The following is a 14,873-nucleotide window of genomic DNA, read 5'->3' as shown; positions in this document are numbered from 1 at the left end:
TTAATTCACGTGCATTTTCGGGGTGAGCGTCACACCCACAGCGCTCAGCACTTTCAGCACCGTGCCAAACTCGGGATTGCCATTTTCGCTAAGTGCGCGGTAGAGGCTTTCCCGAGACAGACCAGATTTGTCGGCCACACTCGACATACCTTTGGCCTTGGCAACATCGCCAAGTGCCGACGCGATCAGCGCCGTGTCGCTGGTTTCAAAAGCCGCTTCAAGATAGGCTTGAATGGCTTCCGGGCTGTCCAGATAGTCAGCCGCTTCAAACTTCGTTGTTTTGACACCCATGTTTTTCACTCCAACTCTCTTGCCATCGCCTTGGCGGTTTTGATGTCGGCTTGCTGGGATGACTTGTCTCCCCCGCACAGCAAAACGATCAAAACGTCACCGCGCGACACATAGTAAACGCGATACCCCTTCCCTTCGGAGATACGCAGTTCACTCACACCTTCACCAACCGGTTTCACATCACCGGGATTGCCCAGGCTCAACCGCGTGATGCGAACCAAGATCCTGGCTCTCGCCCTTTGGTCCTTCAGGCCCTTGAGCCACTTGTCGAACAGGTCCGTCTTACGAATTTCTATCATACCTATATGTAGCCTACAGGCTACAACCTTTCAAGTCAAAACAACCTATACCATTGAACTAAAATCAAAAATCATTGCTGAAAAGCAGGGCGCGTTGCGCCCTGCCCTGCCAGTTTCAGAAGCAATCCGGCACCCATGCATCGATCCGGGCTTTCTGTGCCTCGGTCACGCCCAGTGCCTTTTGATGCTCTGGATCATTGAAGAGCTTGTGCAGCGCCTCGTTCTTGGCACCCTTTTTGGATTTCGCGAAGGCTTTGAACATGTCGGCGTCGATGTGCAGGTCCAGCAGGTCTTTGTAGAGATCATCCAGCTGCCAGCCTTTCAGACGCTTGAAGCAGTTTTCAGCCGAAGGGGTCCAGATCGCGCGCATGTCAGCCTCGATCTCAGCCTCGATCTCCGCCATGAACTCCGGGCGTTGGGTCAGAAACCGCCGGGCCAGAAAACCCGTGATCTCACCATTGCGGGTCTTCTTGCCCAGATCGCGAAACGCTTTGAACGCTTCCACGCTGCCTTGTGCGGCAATCTCGTGGAACTGGTCATAGGCTGCCTGTGCCGCTTCATCCCGTTCTCCGCCAAGACGCGGGTCGAGGATGAACTGGTCATCGATCTCGGGTGTGTTCCGCTCGGCACCACCATAGCCAAACCCAAACAGATTGCTGCTCAGACCGGAGGCCGGGGTGGCAAAGAAAGCAAACAGGCTCAACACATAATCAGGCTTGTCCAGCAGGGCCGTTTGAACCGCTGCCAGCCGGATCGCCACCATGTCGTCGATGAACTTCTGCGAATAAACTGGTTTTGGTTCTTCCTTGATCTCCGGTTCTTTGACCGGGGCCAGAACACCAGCCTCAATGGCAGCCTGAACATGTTCCGCCGCGACATAGGCCGGGGATGTTTTGATCTCGCCATTGTTGGTGACATAGACAAACACGCCGGACAGCTTGCGCTGCGCGTCAGAATAGAACGGCGCCGTATAGTCCTCAAGCGCGGCCAGCTCCTTTTCACCATCCGCGTCCAGAGCCTCACCCTCATAGAGTTCGGCAAGTTCGTCATACCGTTCGGCCTGTCCTTCGGTGAAGTCCCGGCTCACCATGTCCAAACGGTGCATGTCTTTCGTACCCGAGAACCCATAGGGAATGTAGCTTTCCTCATGGGTGTCCACCCAGTCCCAGCCTTCCGCGTCGCGCAGTTTTTCCGCTTCTACCGCCAGTTTCTCGGCAAACAGACGATCCAGTAACGCGCCTTCATTGAATAGGGTTTCATCGGCAAACAGATCAGCGGTGACGGTGCCGCCCGCCTCAACATAAGCCTTCTGCCCGACAAATACGGCCTTGCGGCTAGTGCTGCTAACAGCCTCCGACGTCAGTGCCTGTTTGACATCATGCTCACTGAACCACCGACATTCTTTGGCCCGTTCCAGAACCTCCAGAATTTTCTCTTCTTCGGTGCTGACGGTCATGGCCTTGGCCAGCCCCATGCTGATCTCACCGGCTTTGAGCGCATCCAGAACGGCGGCGGGCAGACTGGCAAGCGCGAGGCGGCGGCGCACATGGGATTCGGTCACGCCAAACGCATTGCTGATCTTGGCAATAGACAGAGATTTCTCGGCCATTTTGCCATAAGCACGGACCTCGTCCACAGGGTCCAGTTCTTCACGGGCGGTGTTCTCCGCATTGGCCCATTGCTCAGCCACGAAGGGATTGTCCGTGACCTTAACGGGAACCTGTGCCAGATCAGCGCGCTCAGTCACGGCGATGTTCAGAGCCCGTAGGCGGCGACCACCGGCAACGATTGCGACTTTGCCATCGGTATCGCGCAACCCGCTGAGGTTCTGGATCAAGCCACACATAACCAAACTGTCGGCCAGAAGTGCAATACCTTCCTCACCAACCTCCTGTCGTGGGTTGATGTCAGACAGGTAGAGATCGGACAGGGATACGGTTTCGATGGTTTCCGGTGCGGTGAATGTTTCGACTTTGCTCATGGGGCAAATCCTTGTTTGAGTGTTTGAGATCGTGTTAAGGGTGCCCTACCCCTTCCGGGGTAGAGCGGAGCCGTTTAGATGGCTGCGTGTTGGATCAGGAAGCGGCGCGCGATGTGGAAATTGTCGCCCTTCCTGATTAGCGCCCACGCTTCTGCGATACGTTGCTGCAAGATTTCATTGCTCATGGTGTTCACCTCCTTTCCGGTTTGGGATTGAGATCAGTATTCGCTGGGGCACATGATGGTCAGAACGCGGCGCGTCACTGACGTGTCAAACGGCCGGTCGGACCCATACGTGTAGTCCGTGTCGTAAAGATCGATCTTCCAGAACAGCTTCTGGTCACGGACTGTCACCGCCCCAAAGGTGTGATCGCCATAGGGGTCATTGCCCTCGTCAAACTGGTCATCCGACGCCACCGCTGCCAAAGCTGCAGTCTGGAACTCCATCCCTTCACCTGACACGCCGGGCGTGACAAATACCTGACCCTGAATTCCCTTAGAATGCATCTCGATTGCCGCAGTCGGATCGATCAGCGCTTTCCGAAATAGGTCATTCTGGGTCGCAATCTCTGCCGCCTGCAGGCTGGTGTCAGTGTCGATGTCTTTTGTCTTTTCAATGTCCAAAACCGTCTCTCCTTTTGTGGTGCGACCTCTGGGGTTGATCCCCTTTGGTGCTGGTTTTGAGCCGAGCCCTGAAAGGGCGTCGTCTCTAAAACCTGCCCCGTGGCGAACGCGGAGAGGGGCGAGACAGGACCAATCGACAAGAGTGGTGCGGCCCGCAGCGCAGGCGCGCGAGGACACGGTATTGTCTATTTGTCTTGTCCGAGGGGGGAGGCCGCGCCTTCCCCCTTACGGAAGGTAGCGTTTGGCTTGTCCAAATCCCGCCTGACCCACAAGGAAAGGACAAAGGATCTCTGATCCTGCGTGAGCGCAAAAGGGACCGTCACCCGAATGGGCAGATCACCACGGCATGGACCGACCATGACCCAAAGCCCCTGCCCCGGCTCGCAAGAGACGGGTCAGGGGCTACTGGGACAGGGAGATCATTCTGGGGTGTTCTGGGTGGAAGCCGATACGTCGGCTGAAACCTAGAGCCTGCTCACGAGCCGAAAGGCTCGGGATTTGCCACAGAAACAGACTGCAGCCCGAAGTCACTCACCGACCGGAACATACCCTCGACGGAGCTTTTGCTTTTCGAGATTGTGGAGCGCTTCACTAGCCAGGGCTTCGTCATCATACGTCACCATCATGGCTTGCCCGTTCGTGCCAATACGCCCCCAGGTACGAAGCACTGAAACCTCCCCAAACAACGTCGGCTGCAACTCGATGCCATAGAACCGCGCCATGTTGATCTCAGGGTCCACATGGATCAGGTGCACAGGTGTGGTGTCTGTCAGCTCCATGACGCGATTGTCGATCAATAAAGCTCGTCTGTCCAATGACTTTGCTGGAACAGTCAATTGGCAAGGATTCAGAACCGTGATGAAAACATTCGACAACTCAATCTGTCTGATGCTTGCCTCGTACCCATCCAGGTACAGGAGCTCATATTGGCACCATTCCACATTCCGCTGCTGGAACCGTTGTGACCACTGGCCAGAGTAGGTACGGTTTTCTCATATCTTGCAAAACGAAATAGAAGGATGAAGGCAACGTGGCTGAAATCTTGGAAGGCGGATGTTTTTGCGGTGAGGTTCGATACCAGGTCACTGGCAGCGCAGTAATGCAACTCATGTGTTTTTGCAGTGATTGCCTATCGATGACCGGAACGGACGGTTATGCCGGGTACATGATAAAGTCGGAAGACCTGCAGCTGCTGAAAGGCAAACCACGGACCTTTGAGAAGACCTCAAAGGAAGGTCGACCTGTCATCAAGCATTTTTGTGGCACCTGCGGATCAGGCCTGTGGGGCGTGACAGCCTTCGGATTGACGAGCATTGCGGCTGGGACATTGGATGAGCCAAACAACTTCAAGCCAACGAGCAAGGTTTTTGTGAAAGATGCCCCCAACTGGGCCAGGGTTCCCCACCATTTGGAAGAAATGTAGCGTTTGAAGCTTTGGTATCACCTACATTTCTGTCTTGGAGTTGTTCCTCTTGGTGACCCGAGTTGCTACGATTGTCGTTGAGGCAATAAGCAGGACATCGCGATGCGCAATGCAATCTTTTTACCCCTAATGGCTTTGTTCCTGGGGGTCGTCATGGACGTTAAACCGGCGGCGGCCGCGTCACTCGGAACATATGAGGTTTTTGGCGTCGAAGACGGTGACATGCTAAAAATGCGCAGTGGGCCTGGAACAGGGTTCAATGTGATCGTTGGTCTTCCAAATGGAACCGCACTACGAGTTCACGGCTGTGAGCAGACCGGTGGCACCCGTTGGTGCCGCGTCTCTTTGGAGCGCGCGCGCAAGCTTAAGGGATACGTCTCTTGGGCATATTTGCGGAAAATCTAATACGACAGCGATCAGCACCACCATCTTTTAGCAATCATAGAATACCGGCGGAAACGCCCTGACGAATCCACTAGTTGGGCTCACACCCGTCGTCGAAGCGGCTCGCAACATCCCCGAATTCGCTGGGTTCAGGACGGCCCTAAGGCTTTGACTGGGGAGCGCTTGATCGCCTGCACCGTAACGGATTGATCCTGGACCCGGTTGGAAAGGCAAAATCGGTGGTACTGACCGATGAAGGCCTGCGCCGCTCCGAAAAGCTTTTCACAGAGCTTTTTGGGCGGGAGCCAAAGACATAGCATTCGCCATGACAAGTCCCTCCATGTAACGCAGGTCTGCATACGCGTGTGGGCTGGCTGGCGGTTGCAATCTGCGCTAAATCGCCCCTGTCCGGCAAACAGGGAGAAGCTGAAGATGACAACGGGGAACGATCTTGGTGGGCTCATCGGGTTTATCACCCGTGACGAGATTTGGCATGAGCGGCTCGCTGATGTGTTGGACGAGCATTTTCTGCCAGCGCTCGAGGCCTTCGATCTTGAGTTCGAGGATCTGGGCGACTTGCTGGGCGAGGATTGGCCGATGGTCCTGTGGGGTGGTGGCCTGGAAGATTTGCTGGGCAGGACATTCGGAGCGGACGCCGAAAACGCTGCGGATGCTTATCTGAAAGGGAGCGGTTCCAAGGAGAGTGCGCAGACCCGCGCCTATATCAAAGGATTGCGGGACGCGTCGGTCAGCCTTTATGAGGTGAGCGAGGTAGACCCCGGCAGATCCATGGTCTTGCGCAACATGCTTTCGGACGCAGAGCCGGTTACCGTCCGGGAACACAGCGCGACGCAGATGCTGCAGCGATGGGATCGCATCGCAGCTCGGGTTGTCGCACAGGGGGATTATAACGTGATCTCGGGGGCGCTGCTCCCATTCGACCCCGACACCGTCGCGTTTTTTGAAGACGGGCTCCGCTCCGTGTTGAAATTGAACCCCGACGTTGAACTGAGGCTGACACAGGATCAGCTACACCGTTCCGCACCCCTCTTCACCAATGCCTGGCTCTTCGCACATCTGCCGAACCTACTGGATCCGGAACCACCACAAATCAGCAACAGCGATGGCGACAACCTGCTCTTTCACGACATGCGCTTCCCCCTCGCCAGCAAAGTGACGCAAAGCCAGGTATCTGAAAAGCTAACACAGTCCGCAGAACTCGTGATCTCAGGCCAGAAGGATTGGACCTGGCTTGACCTCGACACCCCGTCCGGCACCAAGCACGGCACCGGCCTCGTGTTGGACAAATCAATGTCAGGGGCCTCCGTGCTTGGGTCCCTAGATCTGAAAGGTCGGACACTCACACTTTCTGTGAGCTCTACAGCGCGCGCTGAACGCGGCGAAGCCCTGGTCCGGGACCTCCTGGGCGACCTGGTGAAATCTCCGCTGACATCAATCCAGACCGCCGAACAGATGATGGCGGATGACAGCACGAGTAACGGAGTGGCAGAAGAAGAGGACATCCCCCGTGCCCTTGCCCGTCAGATGGCCCACGAATATCTCGAACAGCATTACCGCGATACGCTTGACCAGCCGATTCCTGCCCTGGATGGCAAGACCCCGCGCCAGGCCGTTCGCAGCACGGCGGGCAGGAAGAAAGTCATAGACTGGCTGAAGACAATCGAAAACCGCAGCGCGCGCCAGACCGGCTCTCCGGTGGCTGAGTATGATTTCGGCTGGATGTGGGACGAGCTTGGTCTGTCAGACTACCGAAATTGGACCAGCGATGGTTCTTGCAAAAACCGTTCCAAAGCTTCGCCTCCTGAACCCATCGACTAACCCATGTTTTCCCGGCTGCGTCTTGCAGAGATGTGGCAAGGGTTATGCTGTCGCTGCGCGTCCAGATGGTTTGCCTCGTGACAGCTGGGGCACAACAAAATTTCAGTCTCCGTGGACACACCGGTTTCATAATCGAAACAGTACTCTTGTCCACATATTTCCAGCACCTCTCCACTCTTGGCCAGTTCCGAACTTGTCACCTCGCAGTGATCACAAATTCCGTCCAAGAGAGCTGATTGGAGTTCAGAAAGAACCACTGTTTTCTGAAAATTGCACACTCTGTCACTCATAACTGCTTCAGGCTTTCACAAAATGGTGAAGAGAGAAAGCTTGTGAAACAAGAATTCAAGGGAATGTGACATAGCCCAATGGGTTCGAGATTTAGTTTCGCCGATCATTGCCTGTAAGCTGCGCGGCGCGTCGAACTTTCACGTCAGCCGCCATCCCACAACAGACCCGCGCACATCAAAATACAACCTGGGCTAGTCCTCCCAGCGAAACGCGTCGTTGTCCGCCTTCACCCGACCAATAGACGGCAAAGCGAAGTGGTTTCCCAGCACAATACATCCCGTTTCCGAGGCGCTTTCCAACAGTTTCCGACGGGATGTCACGGCCATCTCAGCATCGGAATCAAACATAAAATGCCACTCGGGATGCCAGCACTGGGCGGTTGTATGGATTGCATCACCTGTAATCAGAGCGCGCCGGTCGCCACTGGTGATTTCGACCGAGACATGACCTGGTGTTTGGCCTGGCGTGGGGATCAGAGTGACGGAATACACCCTGTCGCAGTCCTAAGGTTCACAGGAGGCCCGAGACAAAGTAGGTTTCTTGTGTAGAGGTAACGGCAATAGGCGTGGATCAGAATGGCGCGACAGCTCCCACTCGAAGGTAACAAGCCCTTTCTGGTTTACGCCGGCACTGGCACCGACCTGATTTTCAATCATGGAATTGAGCTTCCCGGTTTCGCGTCGTTTCCATTGCTGGAAGAACCTGGCACCAGGGTGATACTGGCCGGTCAAATGCAGGCTCTTGTCGATCTGGCCCGTGAAATGAATGTCGGATGCATCCTTGATGCGCCCACATGGATGGCGAACGCCGACCGGGCAGCGCCCTTGGGGTACGATGCAGAGCGGCTCGCCGAAGTAAACAAAGATGCGGTCAGTCTAATGGAAGACGTGCGCCAAGCTGCCGCTCGCGATGATGTACTGGTGTCGGCCTGCATCGGCCCGCGCCATGATCCTTACGCCGACATCCCGCCGGTACCCGTCGAAGATGCACGTCAATACCACGCCGCTCAAATGCACAGCCTGAAAGACACAAGCCTCGATCTGGTCACCGCTTATACATTCAACCGCCCAAGCGAGGCAGCGGGATGCATCCTCGCCGCCCGGGACGCTGAACTGCCGATCATCATGTCTCTGGTTGTTGAGACAGACGGGTGCCTGGCAGACGGGACCAAACTTGTGGACGGAATTGACCAGATCGACGCAGCAACCGACTCGGCGGCGCTGTTTTTTATGGTCAACTGCGCTCACCCTACCCATTTCGCCGGAGCGCTTGGCAACCACCCCCGGCTGAGAGGCCTTGTGGCGAACGCTTCGAGTTGCTCGCATGCGGAACTTGACGAAGCAGATGAGCTGGACGAAGGCGATCCAGCTGAACTTGGTAAACAGATTGCCGCGATTGCGAGGCAGAATCCGTCGATCCAAGTATTTGGAGGATGCTGCGGTACCGACATGCGCCATCTGAAATCGATGATCAGCGAACTAGCATAGCCAACTTGGTTCAATCTGAGCGATAACGCTGAGATCTAAGGTGATCCCGTAATTTCTTTCCACAACTTGTTAGGAGATCGGCCCTTTGCTGCCGTTGACCGAGGGCGCGCATCGCTGCGGTGCGGCCCACCAGACCGGACTTTAGCTGCGACTGCGAAATCCAGCGATCGACAAACTCACGCATCGCGGACCAAGTGTGAATTCGCCGCGCTTGTCGCGATGGCAGCTCGGTGCGCTTCGCTGACGTCAGAACAAGCGTGAAAATGTATCGATTCTCGCCTGGATTGAAATACCTTCAAAGACAACACCAAAGAAGTGAATCTTTGTTCAGACTAACATGTTGGGTCTGCTTCTAGGGGGGGATGCCCAATGACCGAGACCGGCAAAACAGTCCACACGCCAGTGGCGCTTCAATGCCAAGTTCGGTGTGAATTTAGGCGTTCGCACCATCAATGGTCATCGGGTTAGCGCTCCGATTTGACACCAATATATTCCGGCAGATAACGCGGCGGCATTGGCCCCTTGTTCCGCCCGCCCTGTTGAATCTGTTCCCAGCCATGAGACAAGACGCCAACCGAGCGGGAAAGACAGAACAATCCCCGGGAAAGCGGTGCCGGGAACCCCAATTCGCAAAAGATAACAGCCGTGGCCCCATCGATATTCATCGCGATATCGGCACCGCGCTTACGTCCGATTTCCGTCTGTATAGCTTCACCGATATCGGCAAATCGCCCTTCTACAGTGCCTGACATCGCGGCCTCGCGTACCAACGCCATCAATCGCGGTGCGCGGGGATCGACGGGCTTGTGGAAACGGTGGCCAAAACCCGAGACGATCTTGCCATTTTCCTCACACCAGGCGGCGATACCGTCGCGGACGGCAACTTCCTGTTCAGCGCCGTCATCCATCCGTTTGGCGACGTCGAAATAAAGCTCGGCGCATTGTTCACCGGCGCCGCCATGCACGTCACCCAACATGTTGACCCCGGTGGCCATGACGTTGTTGAGCCCCAGCCCACAGGTCGCGGCCATACGCGCTGCGGCTATCGATGGCGCCTGCGGACCATGATCCACGCCCGCCACCAGCGCGCATTCAAAAAGCGCCGCCTGTTCTGGCGTGGGCAAATTGCCGCGCACCATGAGCCAGATCATCTGAGCAAAGCTGACGTTTCCGATCAGGTCCTGGATCGGGTGGCCGCGAAAGGCGATCCGCCCCGGAGCCATGTCGATAATTTCGGTGCGCCACCAGTGGCAAATGGCATCGGCGTCATTGCGTCCTGCGGGGTCCGTCATATCGCGCCATCCTTTGCCAGTTTTTCAATGTCTTCCGGTGAAAGACCTAACTCGCTCCAGATTTGAGAGTTGTGCTGCCCCAATGTGGGCGGTGGTGCATCGACGGTGGGCGCGCTGCCGTCCAATTTGATCCCGGTCGTGGCAACCTGAATGTCGCGTCCGACGCCGGGGACGTTTTCAAACTGGTCGAGGAAACCGCGGTCTGCAACCTGCGGCATTTCCAATACTTCCGGCACTGTCAAAACCGCTCCTGATGGCACACCAATGCTATTGAGTTCCTTGGCCCAGTCGCGCGGTGACCGGGTCTTCAACACGGTCTCCAGCTCAGTTTTCAGAGCCAGCCTATTGCGTTTGCGATCCTCGCGCGTGGCATATTCAGGCCGCTCGCGCAGCGCGGCCAATCCCAGGTGGTCCGTCAGTAGCTCCCATTGCTGGTCTTTGTTTGCGGCAATGTTGATCAACCCGCCCTTCGCTTCAAACGCACCGGAAGGCGCCGAAGTGGGGTTTTCATTGCCATTGGCAGTCGGATTGACGCCGGCGATCAGATAGTTCGACACCACCCAGCCCATTGTCGCCAGCACCGATTCCAGCATCGACACATCAATAAAGGTGCCGCGCGGATTGGCGTTCAGAGCAGATGAAATCGCAAAGGCTGCGGTGATGCCCCCCACAGTGTCTGCCACCGGATATCCAACGCGCAGCGGCGCGCTGTCGCTATCCCCGGTGATCGACATCACACCCGAGGTTCCCTGTATGATCTGGTCATAAGCCGGGCGGCGTATCCACGGGCCCTCTTGGCCAAAGCCGGAGATAGCACAATAGATGAGGGTCGGATTGGCCTCTTTCAGGGTCTGGTAGCCCACGCCGAGGCGCGTCATGACGCCGGGCCGGAAGTTTTCAACCACGACATCTGCAGTTTCGACCAGTTTCAGAAAAATCTCTCGACCCCGTGGGTTCTTGAGGTTGACCGTGACCGATTTCTTGCCCGCGTTCTGGGCGAGAAAGGACACGCCCATGTTGACTTTGTTCAGCTCTGGGTCGGCCCCCAGTTGGCGGGCGAGATCGCCCCGACCGACGGCTTCGACCTTGATAACCTCGCCGCCCAGATGCGCCAGATGATGACAACAGAACGGACCGGCAAGGACATTGGTCAGATCAAGAACACGAATGCCCTTCAAAGGTGTCTGCGACATTATCCGCGCCCCGCGTGTACAACCTTGGCCGCCGTGAAAAACTCGCGGCAATAGCTGCCTTTTTCCGGTGCACCATAAGAGGATCCCTTTCGGCCCGTAAAGGGTGCGTGGAAATCCATGCCGGCGGTGGGCAGATTGACTTGTATCATGCCTGCTTCGGCGTTCTGCGAGAAGTGATCGATTTTGGCGGGATCCCGCGTGACAATTCCTGCGGACAATCCAAATTCGCAGTCGTTGGACGTGGCCAGGGCGGCGTCGTAATCCGGCACGCGTAACACGGCGGCGATGGGCCCAAAGATTTCGTCTCGTGCCACGGCTGCGTCGGGTGACACATCCGTAAACAACGCAGGCGCAAAGTAATGGCCGGTTGTTTTGGATTTGACCTCGCCACCACCTGCGGCAAGCGTTGCACCGTCATCCACAGCCTGAGACACGTATCGTTTGTCGATGGCGAGCTGCGCTTCACTGGCGACCGGACCAATCTGGGTTTCCGGAGCGCGCGCATCACCGATCCGAAGGTCTTTCATTGCCGCGCAAAGACGGTCAACAAATGCGTCGTGAATGCCCTCGGTCACAATCAGGCGGGAAGACGCTGTGCAGCGTTGTCCGGTTGAGAAAAAGCTGCCCTGAACGGCGCAGTGCACCGCCAGATCCAGATCGGCGTCATCCAGCACGATCAAGGGGTTCTTCCCCCCCATCTCCAGCTGCATTTTCGCTCCTCGCGCAAACAGCGCCGCCCCCATATGGCGACCGACGGGTGTGGAACCGGTGAATGTGACCCCGGACACCTTGGGGTGCGTAACGATTGCCTCCCCAACCTCACGGCCTTTTCCCATCACAAGGTTGAACACCCCCTCAGGCACGCCCGCACGGGCAATAATATCGGACAACATCCATGCCGATCCGGGCACCAGTTCGGCAGGTTTGAACACAACCGTATTGCCATAGGCCAGAGCGGGTGCGATTTTCCATGCGGGGATCGCCAGTGGGAAATTCCAGGGCGTGATTACGCCCACAACGCCGATTGGCTCGCGTACAACATTTAGCGACACACCTTCGCGCAGAGATTGGTAGGTGTCGCCGGTCGCACGATACGCCTCAGCCGCGAAATATTTGAACAAATGCCCGGCGCGATGCGCTTCGGCCTTGGCTTCGGGCAAGGTTTTGCCCTCTTCGCGGGCCAGCATATCGCCCAGCTCGTCTACACGGGCGAGGATTTCCGACCCGATCCGGTCGAGCGCTTCGAACCGGACCAGAGGCGATGTCTTGCGCCAATTCGGCAGGGCCGCGGCCGCGGCCTCGATTGCGTCAACCGTTTGATCGGCGCTTGCCCGGGCATACTCGCCGATCGTGTCGTTCAGGTCGGACGGGTTGACATTGGGGGCCGCGTCGCTGCTAGCAACCCATGATCCGGCGATAAAGTTGGCAAAGGGGTTTGCAGTCATAGCGCTTCCTCAAGAACTGGTCGCCACCCGATATCTTCATGCCGGTGGTCCACAGTATTCACGTAAAAATAGGTCGGGCCATGATAGCCCCTGCACACCCGCCCATCGGCCCGTCTGGCAACCGGTTCGGCGGTCCAGCTGACCGCGCCGAACCAGTTCCACAAACGGTTATGAGGCGAGGTCAGATGATCCGGGCAAAGCGGTGCTGTACTATTGGCCGGGTCCGGTTGCGGAGCGTTCAACGCCCCGCTGCCCCCCACCAGCGCATCCCATTCATTGGGGCGCGTCGCCCCCTGAAAAGGGTCACTACAGGGCGTATCCCCCCCCGTAAGCAACCGGCAGCGAAACAGGCGTCCATCAATCGACAGCTCTGTGCCATGGACATACCCCGCATCATCCAGATCCTGCCAGCTGACGCGGCTCATAAGCATCCGGTCGGCGACCATCAATCTTCTTCCACCGTCCTCAAATAGATGCCAGTTCAGGCGCAGGTTCGGGTCTTTGGGACTGTCGGTGAGCGCCCAGTTGTCCCAATTCGGGTCGCGTTCAAATTCCGGTAGGTTCCCGGGTTGCAGGCCCTCGTAAGGGCAAAGCGCTGACAGGTCTGTGATCCAGGGCCGTGTCGCGGGCGCAAGTGTTTTTCCTGCATGGGAAAACCCACCCAGCTGCTCTGTTCCTTTGTAGTCCATCATTGCTCTGTCACCGCCCCGGTCACAGGTTGTGTGCGGAAGCGACGCAGGATCCGGAACAACATTTCTGCAGCCAGAAATTCGGTACGCTCCGACGGATCAAGAGGAGGGGACACCTCAACAATATCCAGTCCACCCAACGGGGCCTCGGCCAGCCCATCCAGCAGATCGTAATACTGACGCGGTGTAATACCGCTATGAACGATTGAGCCGGTGCCGGGGAGGTAGCCAGCGTCCATCGCATCGATGTCGATTGACAGATACAGTTCGTCACATCCCTTCATGGCATGCTCCAACGCCTGACGAATTGCCTCTGCCGTCCCCAATTTATGTACGTCGCCAGCCGAAAACACCCGACCGCCCTGCTCTTCGATCAAGGCGAGTTCACCGCTGTCGACCCAACCGGTGATCCCGACCCAAACCATATTGGACACGTCGACATTGGGCAGTTCGGAAATCCGACGGGCATTGGTTGCGTGGTTATGGCTGCCCCACGCGCCAAGCCGGTCAGAGAAATCCAGATGACCGTCGATCTGGATATACCCAAAACGTGCATTTGGTGCGCGTTTGGCCAACCCACGGGAATAGCCAAGGCAGGCCGGGAAGCTATTATAGTGATCACCGCCCAGTGCCAGAGGGATCGCCCCTCCAACGCTCAGCGCCTCGGTCATTGCGGCAATGGCCTCGGTGGTTGCGTCTACATCCTCAGGGGTGATCACTGCATCCCCGCAATCCACGAGCCAGTCGCTGGCCGTTGCGCTTCTTTGGCCCGTATCTGGATCAAAACTGACCCCCTGCGGTCGCATGGATTGCAATACCGTCGTTGCCTTACGCAGCGCCTCGGGACCAAACCTGGTTCCGAGCCGGCTTGAATGTGTCCAATCGCTGGGCATACCCACCACACCGATTTGGCCCGGACGGACGTCGGCGGCATCGAGCAGAGGCCCATCAAACAGCCGATACCCCGGTTGTGCCAGAGGCGGGAGAAATGTCGTTATCGCTGCAGTCATGTCAGTACTTTTTCCTTGGAAGTTTGGCGGCGCGGAAAATCAATCCCAAAGCCGAGGCGCGCATAGATAAACGCCAGAAGAGCCGTGACCATCAGGCGTTGGCCAACCTTCACGACACCCATTCCGGGACGGTTCGGATTCAGACCGGTCAACATAATGGCGCTGACCTCGTGCCGTCCCAAAAGCTCAAGCCATTGCACCACCGTCGCAAGATCGCAGCCCCCCAAACGGGGCCGATCACAAAGCGCACTGAGCGATGTTTCAAACACCGAGAGATCAAACCGAACAAACAACGGCTTTGATGGATCCCGCCACTCTGAAAACGCGGCACGCTGCGCGGCAGTATCTCTATTTACCGGCGTGGTCGTTCCGTTCGGCAAGGGCGCAATATGAAAATCGCGCGCATCGGCTGGTGTACCGCCAAGCTGCACTGTCTGACAATGAGGGAGCGCGCTCCGCGCCGTCTCGGACATGCGATCTGATCCGCCCAAAAAGATTGCACAGGCGCCATTGTCGCTGATCTGACGCATGGCCGCCTTCAAGGCCGCGTGGATCGCATCTTCGGACCCCGGTGCAATATCTCCGAGATCACAAAGCCGCTCGTGCAGGCCATCGGTACTGATATC

16 protein-coding genes and 1 pseudogene are annotated in these 14,873 nt (G+C 57.0%); 5 read left to right on the top strand and 12 right to left on the bottom strand.

Features of this window, described 5'->3' with window-relative positions; genetic code table 11:
* The 5 genes from GOV91_RS18210 to GOV91_RS18190 all read right to left on the bottom strand — a co-directional run bounded on the left by GOV91_RS18210 (position 1) and on the right by GOV91_RS18190 (position 3,991).
* A complete protein-coding gene (locus GOV91_RS18210) occupies positions 1-291 on the bottom strand; it encodes an addiction module antidote protein (protein ID WP_152460667.1) in 291 nt (96 codons plus the stop codon).
* A 5-nt stretch (positions 292-296) separates the two neighbouring features.
* Positions 297-590: a type II toxin-antitoxin system RelE/ParE family toxin gene (locus GOV91_RS18205; RefSeq protein WP_170417791.1), complete on the bottom strand. Its 294-nt coding sequence runs from the start codon at positions 588-590 to the stop codon at positions 297-299.
* 115 nt (positions 591-705) lie between these two features.
* Complete coding sequence (locus GOV91_RS18200; RefSeq protein WP_170417794.1) at positions 706-2,571, bottom strand: ParB/RepB/Spo0J family partition protein; 1,866 nt, start codon at positions 2,569-2,571, stop codon at positions 706-708.
* Between the two features lie 218 nt (positions 2,572-2,789).
* Positions 2,790-3,194: a DUF3768 domain-containing protein gene (locus tag GOV91_RS18195; RefSeq protein WP_152460664.1), complete on the bottom strand. Its 405-nt coding sequence runs from the start codon at positions 3,192-3,194 to the stop codon at positions 2,790-2,792.
* 527 nt (positions 3,195-3,721) lie between these two features.
* Positions 3,722-3,991 (bottom strand): WGR domain-containing protein, encoded by a 270-nt coding sequence (locus tag GOV91_RS18190; protein WP_245220702.1) that lies wholly within the window; start codon positions 3,989-3,991, stop codon positions 3,722-3,724.
* A 233-nt stretch (positions 3,992-4,224) separates the two neighbouring features.
* On the opposite strand from GOV91_RS18190, the gene GOV91_RS18185 reads away from it, so the two are divergent.
* From GOV91_RS18185 to GOV91_RS18175, 4 genes and pseudogenes are all read left to right on the top strand, one after another.
* Positions 4,225-4,617, top strand: coding sequence for a GFA family protein (locus GOV91_RS18185; protein WP_152460663.1), 393 nt, complete (start codon positions 4,225-4,227; stop codon positions 4,615-4,617).
* A gap of 102 nt (positions 4,618-4,719) precedes the next feature.
* Positions 4,720-5,022 carry an SH3 domain-containing protein gene (locus GOV91_RS18180; protein ID WP_152460662.1) on the top strand — a complete coding sequence of 101 codons (303 nt, stop codon included), beginning with the start codon at positions 4,720-4,722 and terminating at the stop codon, positions 5,020-5,022.
* A 155-nt stretch (positions 5,023-5,177) separates the two neighbouring features.
* Positions 5,178-5,318: pseudogene (locus tag GOV91_RS22960) on the top strand (DUF6429 family protein); the annotation flags it as partial.
* A 115-nt stretch (positions 5,319-5,433) separates the two neighbouring features.
* Positions 5,434-6,840, top strand: a complete 1,407-nt coding sequence (locus tag GOV91_RS18175; RefSeq protein ID WP_174819503.1) for a hypothetical protein — start codon at positions 5,434-5,436, stop codon at positions 6,838-6,840.
* Between the two features lie 482 nt (positions 6,841-7,322).
* Here GOV91_RS18175 and GOV91_RS18170 read toward each other — a convergent pair whose 3' ends face one another.
* Positions 7,323-7,622: an MBL fold metallo-hydrolase gene (locus GOV91_RS18170; RefSeq protein WP_170417797.1), complete on the bottom strand. Its 300-nt coding sequence runs from the start codon at positions 7,620-7,622 to the stop codon at positions 7,323-7,325.
* Positions 7,623-7,706: 84 nt separating this feature from the next.
* Between GOV91_RS18170 and GOV91_RS18165 the strand changes: the two genes are divergently transcribed.
* Positions 7,707-8,618, top strand: a complete 912-nt coding sequence (locus GOV91_RS18165) for a homocysteine S-methyltransferase family protein (protein WP_170417800.1) — start codon at positions 7,707-7,709, stop codon at positions 8,616-8,618.
* A gap of 464 nt (positions 8,619-9,082) precedes the next feature.
* Here the strand turns inward: GOV91_RS18165 and GOV91_RS18160 are convergent, their stop codons facing one another.
* From GOV91_RS18160 to GOV91_RS18135, 6 genes are all read right to left on the bottom strand, one after another.
* Positions 9,083-9,910, bottom strand: a complete 828-nt coding sequence (locus GOV91_RS18160) for a citryl-CoA lyase (protein ID WP_170417803.1) — start codon at positions 9,908-9,910, stop codon at positions 9,083-9,085.
* On the bottom strand, positions 9,907-11,103 hold the full coding sequence (locus tag GOV91_RS18155; protein ID WP_170417806.1) for a CaiB/BaiF CoA-transferase family protein: 1,197 nt from the start codon (positions 11,101-11,103) through the stop codon (positions 9,907-9,909). The genes GOV91_RS18160 and GOV91_RS18155 overlap by 4 nt, the downstream gene beginning before the upstream one ends.
* Complete coding sequence (locus GOV91_RS18150; RefSeq protein WP_170417809.1) at positions 11,103-12,548, bottom strand: aldehyde dehydrogenase family protein; 1,446 nt, start codon at positions 12,546-12,548, stop codon at positions 11,103-11,105. Before GOV91_RS18150 ends, GOV91_RS18155 begins: the two co-directional genes overlap by 1 nt.
* Positions 12,545-13,240, bottom strand: a complete 696-nt coding sequence (locus GOV91_RS18145; protein ID WP_170417812.1) for a hypothetical protein — start codon at positions 13,238-13,240, stop codon at positions 12,545-12,547. The genes GOV91_RS18150 and GOV91_RS18145 overlap by 4 nt, the downstream gene beginning before the upstream one ends.
* On the bottom strand, positions 13,237-14,247 hold the full coding sequence (locus GOV91_RS18140) for an agmatinase family protein (protein WP_170417815.1): 1,011 nt from the start codon (positions 14,245-14,247) through the stop codon (positions 13,237-13,239). The genes GOV91_RS18145 and GOV91_RS18140 overlap by 4 nt, the downstream gene beginning before the upstream one ends.
* A partial coding sequence (locus GOV91_RS18135) for a hypothetical protein (RefSeq protein WP_171236533.1) occupies positions 14,244-14,873 on the bottom strand: 630 nt, incomplete at its 5' end. The genes GOV91_RS18140 and GOV91_RS18135, both read right to left, overlap by 4 nt.

Origin of the sequence: Ruegeria sp. HKCCA6837, assembly GCF_013034475.1 — a bacterium.
Classification (GTDB): domain Bacteria; phylum Pseudomonadota; class Alphaproteobacteria; order Rhodobacterales; family Rhodobacteraceae; genus Ruegeria.
This window is presented reverse-complemented; position numbering and strand designations above follow the sequence as displayed.

Coding starts and splice junctions, on each gene's coding strand:
- GOV91_RS18210 (WP_152460667.1), bottom strand. CDS start 291: ATGGGTGTCAAAACAACGAAGTTTGAAGCGGCTGACTATCTGGACAGC.
- GOV91_RS18205 (WP_170417791.1), bottom strand. CDS start 590: ATGATAGAAATTCGTAAGACGGACCTGTTCGACAAGTGGCTCAAGGGC.
- GOV91_RS18200 (WP_170417794.1), bottom strand. CDS start 2,571: ATGAGCAAAGTCGAAACATTCACCGCACCGGAAACCATCGAAACCGTA.
- GOV91_RS18180 (WP_152460662.1), top strand. CDS start 4,720: ATGCGCAATGCAATCTTTTTACCCCTAATGGCTTTGTTCCTGGGGGTC.
- GOV91_RS18175 (WP_174819503.1), top strand. CDS start 5,434: ATGACAACGGGGAACGATCTTGGTGGGCTCATCGGGTTTATCACCCGT.
- GOV91_RS18165 (WP_170417800.1), top strand. CDS start 7,707: ATGGCGCGACAGCTCCCACTCGAAGGTAACAAGCCCTTTCTGGTTTAC.
- GOV91_RS18160 (WP_170417803.1), bottom strand. CDS start 9,910: ATGACGGACCCCGCAGGACGCAATGACGCCGATGCCATTTGCCACTGG.
- GOV91_RS18155 (WP_170417806.1), bottom strand. CDS start 11,103: ATGTCGCAGACACCTTTGAAGGGCATTCGTGTTCTTGATCTGACCAAT.
- GOV91_RS18150 (WP_170417809.1), bottom strand. CDS start 12,548: ATGACTGCAAACCCCTTTGCCAACTTTATCGCCGGATCATGGGTTGCT.
- GOV91_RS18145 (WP_170417812.1), bottom strand. CDS start 13,240: ATGATGGACTACAAAGGAACAGAGCAGCTGGGTGGGTTTTCCCATGCA.
- GOV91_RS18140 (WP_170417815.1), bottom strand. CDS start 14,247: ATGACTGCAGCGATAACGACATTTCTCCCGCCTCTGGCACAACCGGGG.